Genomic DNA, 18312 nt, shown 5'->3' with positions numbered 1-18312 from the left:
GCCCCCGTGACGGAAATCGGACGAGCATCCGGTTGAATACCTGGTGTGGACCAGCCGTATTTCACCGTGGAGGCCGAGTTGCCCGGCCGACTCGGTCGGGTCGGGACCATTCACACTCCGCACGGCGATATCCAGACTCCGGCGTTCATCGCGGTCGGCACTGCGGCCACCGTGAAATCGGTTCTTCCCGAGACCATGAAACAGCTTGGTGCTCAAGCGGTCCTGGCCAATGCCTATCACCTGTACCTGCAGCCGGGCCCGGACGTCGTGGCCGAGGCCGGCGGGCTGGGGGCGTTCATGAACTGGCCCGGCCCGACCTTCACCGACAGCGGCGGCTTCCAGGTGATGTCGCTGGGTGTCGGGTTCAAGAAGGTCCTGGCCATGGACACCGAGCGGCTGCAGAAAGACGACATCATCGCCAAGGGCAAAGAACGGCTGGCCGTCGTGGACGACGACGGCGTCACGTTCCGCTCGCATCTGGACGGCTCGAAACACCGGTTCACCCCGGAGGTGTCGATCGGCATCCAGAACAAGCTCGGCGCCGACATCATCTTCGCGTTCGACGAGCTCACCACCCTGGTCAACACCCGCGCCTACCAGGAAAGCTCGGTACAGCGCACCCATGAGTGGGCGGTGCGGTGTCTGGTCGAGCACCACCGGCTGCAGGGGCTGTCGCCGGAGCGGCCGCGGCAGGCGCTGTTCGGCGTGGTACAGGGCGCCCAGTACGAGGATCTGCGCCGGCAGGCCGCGAGTGGGCTGGCCTCGATCGGGCAGGAGGCCGGGCCCGCCGAGGGGCTGAACTTTGACGGCTACGGCATCGGCGGCGCGCTGGAGAAGCAGAATCTGGCGACCATCGTCGGCTGGGTCAGCAGTGAGCTGCCCGCGGACAAGCCGCGCCACCTGCTCGGGATCAGCGAGCCCGATGACCTGTTCGATGCGGTGGCCGCCGGAGCCGACACCTTCGACTGCGTATCGCCGTCGCGGGTGGCGCGCAATGCGGCGGTGTACTCGGCGACGGGGCGGTTCAACATCACCGGGGCCCGGTACAAGCGGGACTTCACCCCGATCGACGCCGAATGCGATTGCTACACCTGCGCCAACTATTCACGCGCCTACATCCGGCATCTGTTCAAGGCCAAGGAGATGCTGTCGGCGACGCTGTGCACGATCCACAACGAGCGGTTCGTGATCCGGCTGGTCGACCAGATCCGGGCGTCGATCGTGGCCGGTGAGTTCGATGAGCTGCGGGCGCACGTGCTGGGGCGGTACTACGGAGTTTCCGATGAGCGCTTGCGCGAAGAGCGAAAAGCCTGAGGCAGCTGTCCTCTTTTCTACGTGTGCACAATAAGAAGATGGCGACCGTCACCGACGATCAGGCCCCGCAGGCCCTGCTGATGCAGCTGCTCGACCCGGCCTGCCGGGCCGATCCTTACCCGACGTACAACCGGATCCGTGAGCTCGGACCCCTGCACCTACCCGAGTCCAACCTCACGGTGTTTACGTCGTTCGCCGACTGTGATGAGGTGCTGCGACACCCGGCGTCGCGCAGCGACCGGACCAACTCCACCATCGCCCAGCGGCAGCTCGAGTCCGAGCCTGGGCCGCGTCCCCGCGGCGCGACCAATTTCCTGTTCCTCGACCCGCCCGATCACACCCGACTGCGCAAGCTGGTCAGCAAGGCCTTCGTGCCGAAGGTGGTCAAGGCCCTCGAACCCGACGTCACCGACCTGGTGAACGGGCTGCTCGACGGCGTCGAGAGGCAGGGGAGTTTTGACGCCATCGACGACCTGGCCTACCCGCTGCCGGTGGCGGTGATCTGCCGCCTGCTCGGCGTGCCCGTCGAGGATGAGCCGAAATTCAGTCACGCCTCGGGTCTGCTGGCCGCCTCGCTGGACCCGTTCCTGGCCCTGACCGGTCATACCTCGGATCTGTTCGATGAGCAGATGAAGGCCGGGATATGGCTGGGCGACTATCTGCGCGAGCTCATCGATGCCCGCCGCAGTGTTCCCGGTGAGGACCTGATGTCCGGGCTGATCGCGGTCGAGGAATCGGGGGACCAGCTCACCGAGGACGAGATCGTCGCGACGTGCAATCTGCTGCTCGTCGCCGGACACGAGACGACGGTCAACCTGATCGCCAACGCGACGCTGGCGATGCTGCGCCATCCGGCCCAGTGGGCCGCGCTCGGGGCGGACGCCTCGCGGGTGGCCGCGATCATCGAAGAGACCATGCGGTACGACCCGCCGGTGCAACTGGTGGGCCGAATTGCCGGTGAAGACATGACAATTGGTGACATCACGATCCCGGCCGGCGACACCATGCTGCTGTTACTGGCCGCCGCGCACCGTGACCCGGCGGCCAGTGAGCGGCCCGGCGAATTCGATCCGGACCGCGAGAACATCCGGCACATCGGGTTCGGCAAGGGCCCGCATTTCTGCCTGGGCGCACCGCTGGCCCGGTTGGAGGCGTCGGTGGCGCTGTCGGCGGTCACCGCGCGGTTCCCGCAGGCCCGCCTGGCTGCCGACCCGGTGTACAAGGCGAACCTGACCTTGCGAGGGATGTCGACGTTATCCGTGGAGATTTAGACGATCTGCCACGGATTCATCGAAGAAATCGTCCAACACCGACGAAAACCGCAATCTGTAGGTACGGTTCTTCGGCATGCGGATCCTCTTGGTCGGTGCCGGCGGCGTGGGTGCCGCGTTCTGTGCGATCGCGGCCCGGCGCGGCTTCTTCGAGCAGATCGTGGTGTGCGATTACGACGAGGCCCGGGCCGCCACGGCGGTCGACGAGGTCGGCGACCCGCGGTTCAGCGCCGCCCAGGTGGACGCGAGCTCGGCCGAGGCCGTCGCCGCACTGGTCGGGCAACACAACATCACCCACGTGATGAACGCCGTCGATCCCCGGTTCGTGATGCCGATCTTCAACGGTGCCCTGGCCGGTGGCGCCGACTACCTCGACATGGCGATGAGCCTGTCGCATCGTCATCCCGACAAGCCCTACGAGCTCACCGGGGTCAAGCTCGGTGACGAACAGTTCGCGGTTGCCGACGACTGGCAGGCCGCGGGCAGGCTGGCCCTGGTTGGCATCGGTGTGGAACCCGGGCTCTCCGATGTGTTCGCGCGCTACGCCGCCGATCATTTGTTCTCCGAGATCGACGAGCTCGGCACCCGCGACGGGTCCAACCTCACCGTCGACGGCTACGACTTCGCGCCGTCGTTCTCGATCTGGACCACGATCGAGGAGTGCCTGAACCCGCCGGTGATCTGGGAGGCCGACCGCGGCTGGTTCGTCACCGAACCATTCAGTGAGCCAGAGGTTTTCGACTTTCCCGAAGGCATCGGCCCGGTCGAATGCGTCAACGTCGAGCACGAGGAAGTGCTGTTGATGCCACGATGGGTGGACTGCAAGCGCGCCACGTTCAAATACGGCCTCGGCACCGAGTTCATCGATGTGCTCAAGGCTCTGCACAAGGTGGGGCTCGACCGCACCGACAACGTCACGGTCGGCCCCGTCCAGGTCAGCCCCCGCGACGTGGTCGCGGCCTGCCTGCCCAACCCGGCGACGCTCGGCCCGCAGATGCACGGCAAGACCTGTGCGGGGCTGTGGGTGACGGGCACCGGGAAGGACGGTAACCCGCGCTCGACGTACCTGTACCACGTCGTCGACAACCAATGGTCGATGGCCGAGTACGGGCATCAGTGCGTGGTGTGGCAGACCGCGATCAATCCCGTTGTGGCGCTGGAACTCCTGGCCAACGGAACCTGGAGCGGCGCCGGCGTGCTGGGCCCGGAGGCGTTCGACGCGGTGCCGTTCCTGGATCTGTTGAAGGACTACGGCTCACCGTGGGGCATCAAGGAGCTCGCGCCGTAGCCCGGTGGCGGTCAGCAGTATCGCGAGCGCGATCGCCGCAGCGGTGACGGCCGCGGTCACCGGCCAGCCCAGCCACCCGACGGCGGCGGCGCCGAATGCGGTACCCAGGCTGCCGCCCACGAAGTACACCACCATGTAAGCGCTGTTGAACCGTGCCGGCGCGGCCGGGTCGATGGCCAGAACCGTGCTCTGATTGGCCACTTGGGCGGCGAACAGCCCGGCGTCGAACACCGCCAGGCAGACGAGGGTGGCCACCGGGTTCGACAGGCACCCGCCGAGGGCGATCGCGCCGAAGGCGGCGATGAGCAACCCGACCATCATGACTCGTCGTGCGCCCACACGGTCGGTCCACACCCCGGCGATGCGCGTGGCGACAATGCCCAATAGACCGGCGAGGGCGTACAGCCCGATCCGCTCGGCTGAGTATGAGTACGGCGGCTGAGCCAACGCGACGGCCAGGCCGGCCCACACCGCGCAGAACGCGAAAAACCAGAGCGCGCCGCGTATCGCGGCGATGCGCAACGTCGGGAATCGCAGGTACAGGCCCGGCAGGCTGCGAAGCGTCGCCAGGTAGCCGCTCGTGGCCGAACCGGCGGAGGCGGGCAGGGTCCGCAATGCGACGAGTGCGGCGACGACGCACGCGAGTGCGAACACGACCAAGCCGCCCCGCCATCCCAACACGTCGGTCAGCCACCCACCGGCGATGCGGCCGCCGATGATCCCGGCCGAGATGCCCGCTGTCACAATGCCCAGCGCGGTGGCCCGACGGCCGTCCGGGACGAAGCGCGCGGTGATCGAACTCAATTGCGCACCGACGGTGGAGCAGGCACCGATCACCCCGACCGTGAGCCCAAGGATCCACACGGCGCCTGCGGCGGCGTTGGCGGCCAACGCCGCGGCCAAGGCGCCGAACTGCGCTGCGAGTATGTATTTCGGCGGAAACCGGTCGACGAGCGGCACCAGCATCGCGAGCCCCAACAGGTAGCCGACCGGACCGCACGCCAGGGCGATCCCGACCTGGGCGACCGAGATGTCAAGGCTGTCAGCGACATCGGATATTGCCGGTTGCAGTGGGTAGATGGCGGCGGTGCCGAGCGCTGCGGCAATCGTCATGAACCACACGGTGGTTCGGTGTATTTCGGCCTGCGGTGTCATGTCGGTGACGGTATGAGCACACGCGCCGGGGTGCTGGCGGAAATCGGACCACGCGGTGTGGGAGAGTGGCCGAACAAGCCGCTAGAGCGGGTTCAGGATCCGCTGCAGGAACTGGCGGGTGCGCTCTTCTTTTGGGTCGCCGATCACCGCGGCGGGCGGACCCTGCTCCAGGATCACCCCGCGATCGGTGAACAGCACCTGATCGGAAACCTGTCTGGCGAACTGGATTTCGTGCGTCACGATCACCAGAGTCCAACCTTCGACGGCCAGATCGCGGATCACCGCGAGCACCTCTCCGACCAGTTCCGGATCGAGCGCCGAGGTCGGCTCGTCGAACAGCACCACTTTGGGTTTCAACGCCAGTGCCCGAGCGATTCCGACGCGCTGCTGCTGGCCGCCCGAGAGCTGATACGGATACTTGTCCTGCTGGTCGGCCAGGCCCACCTGCCCCAGTAGCTCGGTGGCCTCGGCCACCACCTCGTCACGCGGGCGCTTCTGCACCACCAGCGGGCCCTCGGTGACGTTCTGCAGCACCGTCTTGTGCGGGAACAGGTTGTGGGACTGGAACACAAAGCCGCTCTGTGCCCGGTAGCCGCGCAGCTGGTCCTTGGGAACCGGCTTGGCGAAGTCGATTTCGGTGTCACCGACCCGGATCACCCCGGAGTCGGCCACATCGAGGGCGTTCAGCGTGCGCAACAGCGTGGTCTTACCGGAACCCGACGGGCCGATCACGGTGGTCGCGGTGCCCCGCGGCACCCTGAACGACACGCCCTTGAGCACCTGGAAGTCGCCGAACGCCTTGTGCACATCGGTGGCGACGATCCGGTCGTCGCGTTCTGTGGTCATCGCGCAATGTGCCTTTCCAGTCGGCGTTCCAGGCGACTCTGGCCGAACGACAGCACCAGGCAGATCACCCAGTAGTAGATCGCGGCCGTGCCGTAGAGGGCGAAGAACTCGAATGTCGGCGCCGCGATGATCTGGGCTTGGCGCAGCAGTTCGGTCACCAGGATGGTCGAAGCCAGCGACGTGTCTTTGACCAGGGAGATCAAGGTGTTCGACAGCGGCGGTACCGCCACCCGGGCGGCCTGCGGCAGGATGATGCGCCGCAGCGTGCCGGTGTAGTTCAGCCCGATCGTCTCGGCCGCCTCCCACTGTCCCTTCGGGATGCTCTGGATCGCCGAGCGGATGATCTCGGCGGCGTAGCCGCCGACGTTGAGGCTGAACGCGATCACCGCGGCCGGGAACGGATCGATCTTCACCCCGAACTCGGGCAGCGCGAAGAACACGATGAACAGCTGCACCAGGAGCGGTGTCCCGCGGATGATCGAGATGTAGAACCGGGCGATGTTGCTCAGCACCCGGTTCGACGACAACCGGGCCAACGCGACTGCCAGGGCGATCACCAGGCCGATGATGAAGCTGACGATCGTGAGCGGGATCGTCATGGTGATCGCGGCCTTGGCCAGCGGGCCGAGGCTGTCCAGGATCAGCTCCCACGTCGACTTCGGCTGCTTGAGCTCCTGGGATCCCGTGGGTGTGCCGGAGGCGTCAGCCTTGAGGTACCTCTGTGAGATGGCGGCCAACGTGCCGTCGGCGCGCAGCTCGTCCAGGGCCTTGTCGAGGTCGGGGAGCAGCCCACTGTTCTTTCGGGCGGCGAAGCCCTGTTCGCTCTTCGCCCCGACGTTCCCGGCGATCTTGACCGACTTGTCGCCGGTCTCGGCGAGGTAGGCGTAGACGGCGATGCTGTCGTTGACCACGACGTCGACCCGGCCCTGGTTGAGGAGCTTGATGGCCTGGGTGAATCCTTCGACCGCTTCCACCCGGGCCCCGGCCTTGCGGGCGATCTCCGACCAGTTGCTGGTCGCGTTCTCGGCGGCGACCTTGCCTTTCAGATCGGCGAGGGTCTTGATCGAATCGTCGTCGGCGCGGGTGACGATGACGCCCTCGCCCACCGAATACGGTTCGGACAGGTCATATTTCGCCTTGCGCTCGTTATTGATGGTCACCTCGTTGGCGACCACGTCGAAGCGGTTGGCCTCGAGCGCGGCGAAGATCGAGTCCCATGGTGTCTCGACGAATTCGACTCTGACTCCGAGTTTGTCGGCGACTGCGCGGGCGACGTCGACGTCGTATCCGACGAGTTGTCCGGAGGCGGGGTCGTGATAACTGAACGGTGCGTACACCCCCTCGGTGCCGACCCGCAGCACGCCGGCCTGCAACGGTCCGCCGGCCTCTGGAGCCTTCGGTCCACACGCGGCGATCAGTGCCGCGAGGATCAGCAGGAGTCCCAGCAGTGGAATTCGTCGGGAGCGCACCGCCGGACGCTAACAGGGGTGCGGGAGGTTCTGCAGGTTTCTGCTCAGCCCGGCTGATATATCCACGGATGCCGCGGCAGAGCGGCCGGGTCGAATCGGTCGAGCATGCCGTCGAGGCCCAGGGCCGGCCAGCCCAGCGATGCGCTGATCTGCTCCAATGCCCGCTCGATCCCGATCTCGGCCAGGGTGACCGCGCCGTCGCGTTTGGCCAGCCGGGCGCCGTCCTCGTTGAGCACCAGCGGCACGTGCGCATACGTCGGCTCGGGGTAGTCCAGCAGCCGTACCAGGTACGCCTGGCGCGGGGACGAGCTCAACAGGTCGTCGCCCCGCACCACCTGGTCGACGCCGCTCGCCGCGTCATCGACCACCACGGCCAGGTTGTAGGCGGGCACGCCGTCACCGCGGCGCACCACGAAGTCGTCGATGATCCCGGTGTAGCTGCCGTGCAGCAGGTCGGTGACGGTGCCGACGAACGTGTCGGTGCGTAGCCGTAGCGCAGGTGGGCGATCGGTTTCGGCGCGGCGCTGTGCGCGTTCGGTGTCGGTCAGGTCCCGGCACGTGCCTGGGTACGCGCCTTCCGGGGCATGTGGGGCGCGCGGCGCCTGGGCGATATCCCTTCGGCTGCAATAGCATTCGTACAGAAGGCCGTCGGCCCGCAACTGCTCGATCACGGCGTCGTAGCGGTCCTGGTGACCCGTCTGCCATTCCACCGGCTCATCCCACGTCAGCCCGATCGCGGCCAGGTCGGCCACTTGTCGCGTACCGATCTCGGCGAACGTGCGGTCATCGAGGTCCTCGACCCGCAGCAGGAACCGCCGCCCGGTGGACCGGGCGAACAACCAGGCCAGCACCGCGGTGCGCAGGTTGCCGATGTGCAGGTCGGCCGACGGGCTCGGCGCGAACCGCCCGGCGGGGGTGAGGCTCACGCCCGCAATCTATAACGTTGGCTTTGTGCGCGAGCGACACATCAAGGGCGGCACGATCCAGGTCGACCATCAGGACGGGCTGGTGCGCGCGCGGGGCGTGCGCTACGGCACCGCGAAACGATTCGCGGTGGCCGAACCGCCCCCGGCCTGGTCGGGTGTCCGCGACGCGACGCAGTCAGGTCCGGCCTGCCCGCAGCGGCCGTCGCGGTTGGGCTGGGTCACCGGCGACGCACTCGCGGGCCTGACGACGAACGAGAACTGCCTCGTGCTCACCGTCACCGCCCCGGCCGATGCGCACCGGCTCCCGGTCATGGTGTGGTTCCACGGCGGTGCGTACGTCGCGGGCAGCGGAGAGTCGGCCAAGTACGACCCCGGTGCCATGGCCCGCGCCGGCAACGTGGTGGTGGTCAACGTGAGCTACCGGCTCGGCATCTTCGGCTATCTGGCGCCACCCGGGGCTGGTGAGGACAACCTGGGACTGCGCGATCAGATCCTGGCGCTGCGCTGGGTGCAAGACAACATCGCCGCATTCGGTGGTGACGCGGCCAATGTCACCGCCTTCGGTCAATCGGCCGGCGCGCATTCGGTCATGTCGCTCATGTTGTGTGAGGACGCGATCGGGCTGTTCCACCGCGCGATCCTGCAGAGCGCCCCGCTGGAGTTGGACGACGGGCGTGACGACATGGCGCGGGCCATGGGCTCGGCGATGGCGACCTCGCTGGCCGGTGCCGATCCGGCCGGCGCAAGCATCGAACAGCTGCTCGCCGCGGAAGGCGCCGCTGTCGCCGCCGCGCAGGGCTTCGGCCTGCTGGGCGGTCTTGCGTTCGCACCCCGGCTGGGCCGGGGGCCGCTGCCGGCACCCGCGGACGTACCCGACGCGATCGCCGCCGCCGCGGGCCGCATCGAGCTGTTCATCGGCTACACCAAGGACGACGCCGCGCCGTTCGTCGCGATGGACCCTCGGGTGGCCAGGCTCAACCGGGTACCGGTCCTCGGGCGTCTCGCCGTGCGGGCGGGGTCGGCGGCGATCACGAAACAGGCGTTCTCTGGCCCCGCCGAGCGACTGGCCGAGGCCTGGCGGGCCGACGGCGGCCGGGTGGGCACCTATCGATTCGACTGGACACCGGTCAACGCCCCGTTGGGCGCGTGCCATTGCATGGAGTTGCCGTTCCTGTTCGGCTCACCGCAGACCTGGGCGGACGCCCCGATGCTCGGCCCACAGCGGACCATCGACAGTCAGCTGTCTACCGAGATGCGCACTCGCTGGACGCAATTCGCTCATCATGGCGTCGAATCACTGCCCGCGCCGTCGTTGCGGTTCGGCTGAGCCGGAACAGACAGCCCTTGGTAGGGTTCCGGCAAAATTCGGACGCGGTGGTGTGACGGCGATTATGGGCGCAGTCCCGTCCCTGCGTGGCCGCGTCAGCGAATGCGCGGCACTTCGAACCCTGGTCCGGTCGGCTGCCTACCGGGCGGCGGACACGGCCGACCGCCGGGAAGTGCACCGTACGTTGGCGGTTGCCACCGACCCCGAGCTCGATCCTGTCCGCCGATCCGGCCCGTGGCGGGCTGACCAACCAGGAGATCGGTGCGCAGTTGTTCATCAGCACCCACACTGTCGAATGGCACTTGCGCAACGTCTTCGTCAAGCTCGGTGTCCGGTCACGCAGGCAGCTGCGATCCGTGTCCTGGACCGGTTGAACCACGGGTTTTCAAGGGTCCGAAGCATCATCGGAGCAGCCAGGCTCATCGGATGGCGACGATCCTGCTGCAAACCACGATCACAGCGAATCCCGACGATTGGGACGTCAGCCGTTTCTCGCTGCTGGCCGCCGAGTTACGGGCGGACGGGCACGATGTGCTTGCCCGTAATCGGGCCGATGGCGTTGCGCAGGATCCGGTGCTCCGCAATCTCGACGAGCTAGGGTTCGACCAGCTGTGGCTGCTGGCCGTCGACGTCGGCAACGGACTCACGCCTGACGAATGTGCGGCGATCGGCCGGTTCCGCGGGCTCGGCGGCGGGGTGCTCACCGCGCGCGATCATCAGGACCTGGGCAGCTGCCTGCGGGGGCTGGGGTCGTTGGGGCAGGTCAACGAATTCCACGACGACAGCGTGGACCCGGTGTCCCGCTGCGACGACCAGGACAATCCGGACATCTCGTGGCCCAACTATCACTCGGGCTCCAACGGTGACTATCAGCCGGTGCTGGCCGAGGAGCCGGGGCACCAGCTGCTGCGCACGGCCCGGACCGCCAGCGGCCGCATCGAGTGGTTCCCGGCCCACCCCCATGAGGGTTCGGTCTCGGCCCGGGTGCCGTGCGCCACGGTGGTGGCCCGGGGACGCAGCGCCGCGACCGGCAGGCGGTTCAATCTCGCGGTCGCGCTCGACGGTGAGCGCACGCCCGACGGCAGACCGATGGGCCGGGCTGTGGCGGAGTCGACCTTCCACCATTTCGCCGATTACAACTGGGACCTGGACCGCGGGGCACCGTCGTTCGTCACCGATCGGCCCGGTTGGCAGATCAGGTCCGATCCATCGCTTCTCGGGGTGTTCAAGGATTACGTCCGCAATCTCGCCACCTGGCTGCAGCCACCGGATCACCACTAGTCGGGAAGTAGGCCCGGGACGATGTCGTTGAGCCGGAAGGTGACCGGCTGGTCCAGCTGGGCATAGGTGCACGACCGCGGGTCCCGGTCGGGTCGCCAGCGGTTGAACTGGGCGGTGTGCCGGAACCGTCTGCCTTCCATGTGGTCGTAGCGGACCTCGACCACACGTTCGGGTCGTAGCGGCGCGAAGGACAGATCCTTGCCGGCGTTCCAGCGCGAGCCGCCGCCGTACCTGCGGGCGAGGTCCGGGTCGGCGGCCACCTGAGCGGCCCAGTTCCAGGGGTGGTGCTCGAAATCGGTGACCAGGGGCTGCAATTCGGTGAACAGGGCCCGGCGTCGTTCCATCGGGAAGGCGCCGATGACGCCGACGGATGCCAGCTCGCCGTCGTCGGTGTAGAGCCCGAGCAGCAGCGAGCCGATCGCATCCGGGCCCGACTTGTGGAGCCGATAGCCGGCGACCACACAGTCGGCGGTCCGCTGGTGCTTGATCTTCACCATGACCCGTTTGTCCGGCTGGTAGGTGAGCGTGAGCGGCTTGGCGATCAGCCCGTCGAGCCCGGCTCCCTCGAATTCGTCGAACCAGCGCCGCGCGGTCGGCAGATCGGTGGTGGCCGGGGTGACATGGAAGGACGGCCCCGAACCCAGCGCGTCTACAAGGGCGGCTCGGCGTTGCATGAACGGGCGCCCGGTGAGGTCGTCGTCACCCAGGGCGAGCAGGTCGAAGGCGATGAAGCAGGCCGGTGTCTGTGCGGCCAGCAGGCGCACTCGGGATGCCGCCGGGTGCAGACGCAGTTGCAGGGCTTCGAAATCCAGGCCACGGTCGGTGGGTAGGACGATCTCGCCGTCGACGACACACCGCGGTGGCAGTTCGGCTTTGGCTGCCTCGACCAGTTCGGGGAAGTACCTGGTCATCGGCCGCTCGTTGCGGCTGCCCAGCTCGACTTCGTCACCGTCGCGGAACACCAGCGCGCGGAACCCGTCCCATTTGGGTTCGTACGACGCATCCGGTGGAATCACCGTTGCCGGCTTGGCCAGCATCGGCGAGACGGGCGGCATCACGGGTAGCAGCATGGATCCGGATCTGGGTGTGAACTTTTCAGTTTGCGGCTATTCAGTATGCGCTACGCAGTCCGGCCAAGTCGCGAGGCAAGAGCGGGAGTACCGGGTTTCAGGCGGCCCCTTCGGGTATGCGTCAAGCAGAGCGTGACTGGTCCCAACCGCCGCCGGACTGTTCCGCAGATCCGTGCGATGAGTTGGCGGCGGCGCGGCGGTCTAGATCCATGACACCCCGATGAACCAGGATGGAGCCCGTGGACCTACCCGTAGTGCCGCCGATCGAACCGATGCTCGCCAAAGCCCAGGTAAAGGTGCCCGATGAGGCCGGGGTGTGGTCCTACGAGCCGAAATGGGACGGGTTCCGCGCGCTGGCCTTCCGTGACGGCGACGAGGTGGTGCTGCAATCGCGCAGCGGGAAGGAACTCGGGCGCTACTTCCCCGAACTGCTCGACGCGCTGCGTGACGAACTCGCCGACCGCTGTGTCCTCGACGGCGAGGTGGTGGTGCCCCGCGAGATCGACGGCCGGGTACGCCTGGACTGGGAGTCGTTGTCGCAGCGCATCCACCCGGCGGAGACGAGGGTGCGGATGCTCGCCGAACAGACCCCCGCGCACTTCATCGGATTCGACGCCCTGGCCACCGGTGACCGGGCCTTGCTCGACGAGCCCTTCCGGGTGCGCCGCGAGGCGCTGATCGACGCCGTCAACGCCAAGCAGTGGTGCCATGTCACGCGGACCACCACCGATCCCGAACTCGGTGCGCAGTGGTTGCAGACCTTCGAGGGGGCCGGGCTCGACGGGGTGATCGCCAAGAAGCTCGACGGGCCCTACCTGCCGGGCAAGCGGGAGATGGTGAAGGTCAAGCACCACCGCGACGCCGACTGTGTGGCGATCGGTTACCGCATCCACAAGAGCGGCGAGGGCGTCGGCTCGATCCTGCTCGGTCTCTACCGCGCCGACGGTGAGCTGCAGATGGTCGGTGGCGCAGCCTCGTTCAGCGTGAAGGATCGGGTCAAGCTGCTGGCCGACCTGGAACCGCTGCGGGAGGGCGATGAAGTCCGCGAGGGCGACCCGAGCCGCTGGAACTCGGCCGCCGACAAGCGCTGGATTCCGGTGCGCCCCGAGCGCGTGTGCGAGGTGGCCTATGACCAGATGGAAGGCAACACCGTTCACGGGCAACGCTTCCGGCACGCGGTGAAGTTCCTGCGCTGGCGCCCGGACCGGGAACCGGCGAGCTGCACGTTCGACCAGCTCGACGTGCCGCTGAACTACGACCTGTACGACGTCCTAGAGGGAGACAGCTGAGATGGCAACGCCGGCAACCGAACTCGATGTCGACGGGATCAAGGTCCGGTTCACCAACCCGGACAAGGTGTATTACCCGAAGCTCGGATCCGCCGGGACCAAGGGCAAGTTGATGGAGTACTACCTGCACGTCGCCGACCGGATGGTGGCTCTGTTGAAGGACCGGCCGACGCATCTGCAACGGTTCCCTGACGGCATCGAGGGTGAGGAGATCTATCAGAAGCGGGTCCCGCAGAAGCATCCCGACTATCTGCAGACCTGCACGGTCACCTTCCCGTCCGGCCGAACCGCCGACGCCCTCAAGGTGACTCACCCCGCCGCGATCGCGTGGGCCGCGCAGATGGGCACGATCACGTTGCACCCCTGGCAGGTTCGGTGCCCGGACACCGAGCACCCCGACGAGCTGCGCATCGACCTGGACCCGCAGCCGGGCACCGGGTTCGCCGAGGCCGCCTCGGTGGCCTGCGATGTGCTCAAGCCGCTGCTCGACGAACTGGGCCTGGTCGGCTATCCGAAGACCTCAGGCGGCCGCGGCGTGCACATTTTCCTGCCGATCTTGACCGACTGGGATTTCATCGCGGTGCGCCGGGCCGGGATCGCCTTGGCCCGTGAGGTGGAACGCCGGGCCCCCGATGCGGTGACCACCTCGTGGTGGAAGGAGGAGCGGGGCGAGCGGCTGTTCATCGACTACAACCAGAACGCCCGCGACCGCACGTTCGCCTCGGCCTATTCGGCCCGCAAGACCCCGATCGCCACGGTCTCGATGCCGTTGTCGTGGGATGAGCTGCGCGACGCCGACCCCGACGACTACACGATCACCACCGCAGTGGATTTCCTTGCCGGGCGCGAGGATCCGTGGGCCGGCATCGGCTCCGGGAAACAGTCGCTGCAGCCACTGCTGGACCTGGTGGCCGCCGATGAGGAACGTGGCCTGGGGGATCTGCCGTACCCGCCGAACTATCCGAAGATGCCGGGTGAGCCGCCCCGGGTGCAGCCGAGCAAGAAAGTCGCCGAGAACTGGGACGAGGATGGGAATCCCAAGTAGTGGACCTCAGGCCGTGGGTGTCCCCAGCATGAGGTCCAGGAATCGTTCGGAGCGGTCGGCGGCGGTCAGGGCATCGGCTGAGTCCATGAGATGCAGCACCCCGATACCCGTCGCGAAAGTGGCCTGGCCGCGCAGGGCCGCGTCCTCGGGGCTGAACCCGTAGTCGAGGTAGGCCTTGGTGACGGCGACCAGGACCCGGTGATCGGCCGCCCGCACGTTGGCCGCGGCGACGTCGTCGGACCTGGCCCATTCCCGCATCGCGCGTTCCAAGGTCCAGTGCTGCGGGCTGAGCAGTTGCTTCATCATTTGCGACAGCCGTTCGCGCGGCGGCAGATCTTCGAGTTCGGCCAGCGAGCGACGGTCCTGCTCCAGGAACGCATTCCACGACGCCACCAGCGCGGCCCGGTAGCCCTTCATGTCGGTGAAGTGCCAGTAGAAGCTGCCCCTGGTGGCGCCGATCTGCTCGCAGAGTCGCTCGATCTTCAGCGCCCGCATCCCGTCGGAGGCGAGCAGGGCGTACCCGGCCTGGATCCAGTCATCGGCGGTCAAGCTGCCGGGCGTGCCCTTGCGTTCGCCTGCCATTCGGACAGAGTAAGGCGCGCGCACCCTACCCCGCGGTTGACAGGTGCATCCCGAACGGCACCGCGCTGATCAGGGTGACGGGCACGGCCTCGCCGCTGGGTACCGGGTAGTGGCGCTGCTCGCCGGGGCGCGCGCCGACGATGGCCTCGCCCAGCGGTGAGTTCACCGAATAGACCTCCAGATCGCCGTATTCGGCGCCGCGGATGCCCAGCAGGAACGTCTCGACCTCGTTGGTCTCGTCGTAGCGCACGGTCAGCACCATTCCCGGCTCGGCCACCCCGTCGTCGGGTGGCGTCTCGCCCACCACAGCGTTGAGCAGCTGATCATGGATCTGCTGGATGCGGGTCTGGCGGGCCCGCTGGACAGCCACCTGGTTCTCGTCCGAGTCGGACGGGGCTTCGGTCGAGATCAGGTCCCGCAGCGCCGACAACTCGGTCTGCAGGCGCTCGTAGGCCTGTGGGGACAACCAAATACGTTGGCTGACAGTCATTGTGGTTTCCTTCCGATGAGGCGGATATGCCGTCAGGGGCGGGTTTGCGCGCCGCCCCTGACGGCTTGTTGGCCCGTCAGGGCAATGTCGTGGGCCGTCAGCGCAGCGGGTCGAATTCCCGTAAGGCTTCGGGTTGTTTTCCGGTGGTGATGTGTTCGGCAAGTAGCCGGCCGGTGACCGGGCCGTGGGCCAGGCCCCACATGCCGTGGCCGCCCGCCACGTAGATGCCTTGTGCCACTTCACCGATCAGCGGGCGCCCGTCCGGGGTGACCGGACGCGGGCCCACCCAGACGTCGGTGCGGGCCTCCCAGTCCACGCCGTCGAGCAGTGGGGCGGCGGAAGCGACGATCGCGTCGACCCGGGGCGGTTGCAGCGGATCGTCGGGGGAACGGAATTCCATGGTTCCGGCCACCCGAAGCCCGCCCTGGTACGGCGTGCAGGCCACGCGCGCGTCAGGCAGGTAGATGGGCCCGAGAATCGGGTGGTGGACCGGCACCGTGAACGAGTAGCCGCGTCCCGCCTGCACCGGCGTGCGGACCCAGGGCTTGGCCAGTTTCGACAGCCATGCGCCGGTGGCGATCACCGCGGTGTCGGCCCGCAGGGAACGATCCGCCATATCCACGTTCACGCCGGCGCCCTCGGCCCGAACGTCGGTGACCTCGCCGATGACCAACTCGGCGCCCCTGTCGACGACGGCATCGCCGAGGGCCTGCACGAACCGGCCCGGGTCCACGAAGCGCTGGCCCTCCACGTTGATGCCCGCGGTGATCACCGCCGATGCCACCGGCACATGCTGGCGCAGCGTTTCACCGGACAGGCCGGTCACGGTCACGGTCTGTCCGACCGCGGCCATCCGGCGCAGCTCGGTCATGAGATGTTCGGCCTGTTGGGCCGTTTCGAACAGTGCCGTGATCGGGCCGTCGGTGGTGGGTACCGATACCCCGTTGGATGTCAGTACGTCGTAAGCCTCGAGGCACTCCTCGTTGAGCGGCACATTGGCTTTCGCGACCCTGGTCCACGTCGAGAGCCGGCAATTCATGGCGAACCGGGCCAGGAATGCCAGCAGTCGGGGCCCCGAGGTCAGCGGGATATGCAGGGGCGCGGTCGGATCGAACAGTGACCGCAGGCCATCGCGCAGCACGGCCGGGTCGTTGAGCGGGATGGTCAGCGTCGGAGAAACCCAGCCGGCATTGCCCCACGACGCGCCTGCCGCCACGCCGCGGCGGTCGACAACGGTGACCTCGACCCCGCGTTCCTGCAGAAACCATGCTGTGGACAGGCCGACGATGCCCGCACCCACGACGACCGCTGATCGCGGTCCGCCGTCAATACGCTCCAGCCCATCCATGCCCCCATGGTGAGGCCGACCAGGCGTTTCGCGTTTGCAGGATCTCGACAAACAGTAGGGGCGTGATTGTCGAACTACGACAATTCTTCGGTGGCGGCCAGTTCGATCATCATCGCCAACCGCTTGCGGGCGTCGTCCAGGTCGAGCTGGGTCAGCTCGACCATCTTGCGCAGCCGGTAGCGCACGGTGTTCTCGTGGACGCCGAGTGCGCGGCCGGCCTCGGCCAGATCGCCCTGGGCCTCCAGCCAGGCCCGTAACGTCCCCGCGTACTGCGTGCCGTGGGCCTGGTCGTGGGCCCGCAACTCGGCGACCGGACCGCGCTGCGGGGCACGGCCGGAGCGGGCCGCGATCCGAAGCCGCTGCAGCAGGATCTCGTCCCAGGCCTCGTCGTAGACCGGCGCCGGACCCTCACGCCGCACTTCGTGCAACGCCAGGCACTCGTCGGCCTCGCTGCGGGCCAACGCCAGCTCAGCGGCGATGGCGGGACCACTGATCCCGGCCAGTACGGTCACCCGCTCGGGCAGCGCGGCGCGTAATCCCGTCACCCAGTTGCTGGCGGCCTCGGCCTCGGCGCCGGGCAGCACGGTGTAGACGGTGTTGCCGGCCAGGGCGCTGCGGCCGGGACGTGACCAGCCGAAGCCGGCGGTCGCTCGCTCGAATGCCAGCAGCAGCGCGGCGTGCCGCTCGTCGGTGGTCTGGGCCCGCAGCGCGATCACGCGGAGCGGTGTCTGCGGCAGACCGAGCCGGCTGGCCGCCGTGGTGGCGTCGGCGGCACCCTCGAGTAGGCGGATGACGAGTTCCGACTCCACCTGACGTTCCAGGTCGGCGCTGGCGCGCGAACGCAGTAGGTGCAGGGCGACCATGCGAGCGCCGTCGGCCAGTGCGGCCCGGCGCGCGTCGGGCAGTGGCTCGGCACACGTCACCCAGATCGAGCCGAGTAGTTCGCGACCGGCACGGGCGGCCACCACCATCCGGCCGGTCAGGCCGCGCTCCTCGTCGCCTTCGACGAATATCGGCTCGTCGGATTCGGCCAGATGCCGGAACACCCCGCGGGCTTCGAACAGGGAGCGGAGCCGTTCCGGTGCCCCGCGGCTCAGGATCGTCTCGGCGCGGGCCGGATCGGCGTGCTGTTGCAGCCGCGAGTACGCCAGCACCGAACTGCGCCGGTCCTCGATGGTGACCGAGCCGCCCACCGCATCGGCCAGGCTGTCGGCCAGCGCGAACAAATCGGTTGGGCCGCGCCCGGATTCGGTCTCCCGGCCCTCCAACACCACGCCGTAGACCACGGCCGCCAGCTCGCTCCAGGAGACTTCGGGTTCCACCGTCATCACCGCGATGCGGTCGTCGGCGACCGGCTCGTCGTCGTCGGGGGTGTGCGCACCGCGCACCAGCACCACCACGGCGCGCGCCGCCGAGGCCCACCGCACCGCCTCGGCGACCGAGGTGGCCCCGACCGCCAGCAGGACGTCGCCGATCACCTGGCCGGGTTCGTGCATCACGACGCTGCGCAACTCGGTCGAGCGCGGCGCCGGGGAGGTTCCATTTGCCGGGGCGCGCAGCCGCACCCCGTAGCCGCCCAGGACGTTGATCAGGCGGTCCAGTGTGACCACG

16 protein-coding genes and 1 pseudogene are annotated in these 18312 nt (G+C 67.9%); 8 read left to right on the top strand and 9 right to left on the bottom strand.

The genetic code is table 11. The annotated features are described in order from the left end of the window. Positions 1-45 precede the first annotated feature (45 nt). The 3 genes from tgt (at position 46) to EYZ64_RS29730 (ending at position 3873) form a co-directional block, all read left to right on the top strand. Positions 46-1314 (top strand): tRNA guanosine(34) transglycosylase Tgt, encoded by a 1269-nt coding sequence (gene tgt, locus EYZ64_RS29740; RefSeq protein ID WP_135459351.1) that lies wholly within the window; start codon positions 46-48, stop codon positions 1312-1314. Between the two features lie 38 nt (positions 1315-1352). Next, complete coding sequence (locus tag EYZ64_RS29735; protein WP_135459350.1) at positions 1353-2585, top strand: cytochrome P450; 1233 nt, start codon at positions 1353-1355, stop codon at positions 2583-2585. Positions 2586-2661: 76 nt separating this feature from the next. After that, a complete protein-coding gene (locus EYZ64_RS29730; RefSeq protein WP_135459349.1) occupies positions 2662-3873 on the top strand; it encodes a saccharopine dehydrogenase family protein in 1212 nt (403 codons plus the stop codon). Here EYZ64_RS29730 and EYZ64_RS29725 read toward each other — a convergent pair. The 4 genes from EYZ64_RS29725 to gluQRS form a co-directional block, all read right to left on the bottom strand. After that, positions 3841-4986 (bottom strand): MFS transporter, encoded by a 1146-nt coding sequence (locus tag EYZ64_RS29725; protein WP_167858025.1) that lies wholly within the window; start codon positions 4984-4986, stop codon positions 3841-3843. The genes EYZ64_RS29730 and EYZ64_RS29725 overlap by 33 nt on opposite strands. Positions 4987-5109: 123 nt before the next feature. Then, entirely contained in the window at positions 5110-5874 is a 765-nt protein-coding gene (locus EYZ64_RS29720) for an amino acid ABC transporter ATP-binding protein (protein ID WP_135459347.1), read from the bottom strand. Then, positions 5871-7343: an ABC transporter permease subunit gene (locus tag EYZ64_RS29715; protein ID WP_135459346.1), complete on the bottom strand. Its 1473-nt coding sequence runs from the start codon at positions 7341-7343 to the stop codon at positions 5871-5873. Before EYZ64_RS29715 ends, EYZ64_RS29720 begins: the two co-directional genes overlap by 4 nt. A 44-nt stretch (positions 7344-7387) precedes the next feature. Further along, positions 7388-8269 (bottom strand): tRNA glutamyl-Q(34) synthetase GluQRS, encoded by an 882-nt coding sequence (gene gluQRS / locus EYZ64_RS29710; RefSeq protein ID WP_135459345.1) that lies wholly within the window; start codon positions 8267-8269, stop codon positions 7388-7390. A gap of 25 nt (positions 8270-8294) precedes the next feature. On the opposite strand from gluQRS, the gene EYZ64_RS29705 reads away from it, so the two are divergent. The 3 genes and pseudogenes from EYZ64_RS29705 to EYZ64_RS29695 all read left to right on the top strand — a co-directional run bounded on the left by EYZ64_RS29705 (position 8295) and on the right by EYZ64_RS29695 (position 10877). Next, positions 8295-9596 (top strand): carboxylesterase family protein, encoded by a 1302-nt coding sequence (locus EYZ64_RS29705; protein ID WP_135459344.1) that lies wholly within the window; start codon positions 8295-8297, stop codon positions 9594-9596. 230 nt (positions 9597-9826) lie between these two features. Then, a pseudogene (locus EYZ64_RS29700) lies at positions 9827-9970 on the top strand (helix-turn-helix domain-containing protein); the annotation flags it as partial. A 52-nt stretch (positions 9971-10022) separates the two neighbouring features. Beyond that, the gene (locus tag EYZ64_RS29695) at positions 10023-10877 is read left to right on the top strand and encodes a hypothetical protein (RefSeq protein WP_135459343.1); all 855 of its coding nucleotides are present in this window, start codon (positions 10023-10025) and stop codon (positions 10875-10877) included. Here the strand turns inward: EYZ64_RS29695 and EYZ64_RS29690 are convergent. Continuing rightward, on the bottom strand, positions 10874-11947 hold the full coding sequence (locus EYZ64_RS29690) for an ATP-dependent DNA ligase (protein ID WP_135459342.1): 1074 nt from the start codon (positions 11945-11947) through the stop codon (positions 10874-10876). The two genes, EYZ64_RS29695 and EYZ64_RS29690, sit on opposite strands and share 4 nt — an antisense overlap. Positions 11948-12177: 230 nt before the next feature. On the opposite strand from EYZ64_RS29690, the gene EYZ64_RS29685 reads away from it, so the two are divergent. Both EYZ64_RS29685 and ligD read left to right on the top strand, forming a co-directional pair. Beyond that, positions 12178-13236: an ATP-dependent DNA ligase gene (locus tag EYZ64_RS29685; RefSeq protein WP_167858024.1), complete on the top strand. Its 1059-nt coding sequence runs from the start codon at positions 12178-12180 to the stop codon at positions 13234-13236. Position 13237: 1 nt separating this feature from the next. After that, complete coding sequence (ligD, locus tag EYZ64_RS29680) at positions 13238-14281, top strand: non-homologous end-joining DNA ligase (protein ID WP_135459340.1); 1044 nt, start codon at positions 13238-13240, stop codon at positions 14279-14281. A 6-nt stretch (positions 14282-14287) separates the two neighbouring features. Here the strand turns inward: ligD and EYZ64_RS29675 are convergent, their stop codons facing one another. The 4 genes from EYZ64_RS29675 to EYZ64_RS29660 all read right to left on the bottom strand — a co-directional run bounded on the left by EYZ64_RS29675 (position 14288) and on the right by EYZ64_RS29660 (position 18311). Next, entirely contained in the window at positions 14288-14863 is a 576-nt protein-coding gene (locus EYZ64_RS29675; RefSeq protein ID WP_135459339.1) for a TetR/AcrR family transcriptional regulator, read from the bottom strand. Positions 14864-14888: 25 nt separating this feature from the next. Beyond that, positions 14889-15353 carry a GreA/GreB family elongation factor gene (locus EYZ64_RS29670; RefSeq protein WP_135459338.1) on the bottom strand — a complete coding sequence of 155 codons (465 nt, stop codon included), beginning with the start codon at positions 15351-15353 and terminating at the stop codon, positions 14889-14891. A 97-nt stretch (positions 15354-15450) separates the two neighbouring features. Next, positions 15451-16701 carry an NAD(P)/FAD-dependent oxidoreductase gene (locus EYZ64_RS29665; RefSeq protein ID WP_135459337.1) on the bottom strand — a complete coding sequence of 417 codons (1251 nt, stop codon included), beginning with the start codon at positions 16699-16701 and terminating at the stop codon, positions 15451-15453. Between the two features lie 74 nt (positions 16702-16775). Further along, positions 16776-18311 (bottom strand): PucR family transcriptional regulator, encoded by a 1536-nt coding sequence (locus EYZ64_RS29660; protein ID WP_135459336.1) that lies wholly within the window; start codon positions 18309-18311, stop codon positions 16776-16778. Position 18312 lies beyond the last annotated feature (1 nt).

Source organism: Mycobacterium sp. DL99, assembly GCF_004762045.1.
GTDB lineage: Bacteria > Actinomycetota > Actinomycetes > Mycobacteriales > Mycobacteriaceae > Mycobacterium.
This window is presented reverse-complemented; position numbering and strand designations above follow the sequence as displayed.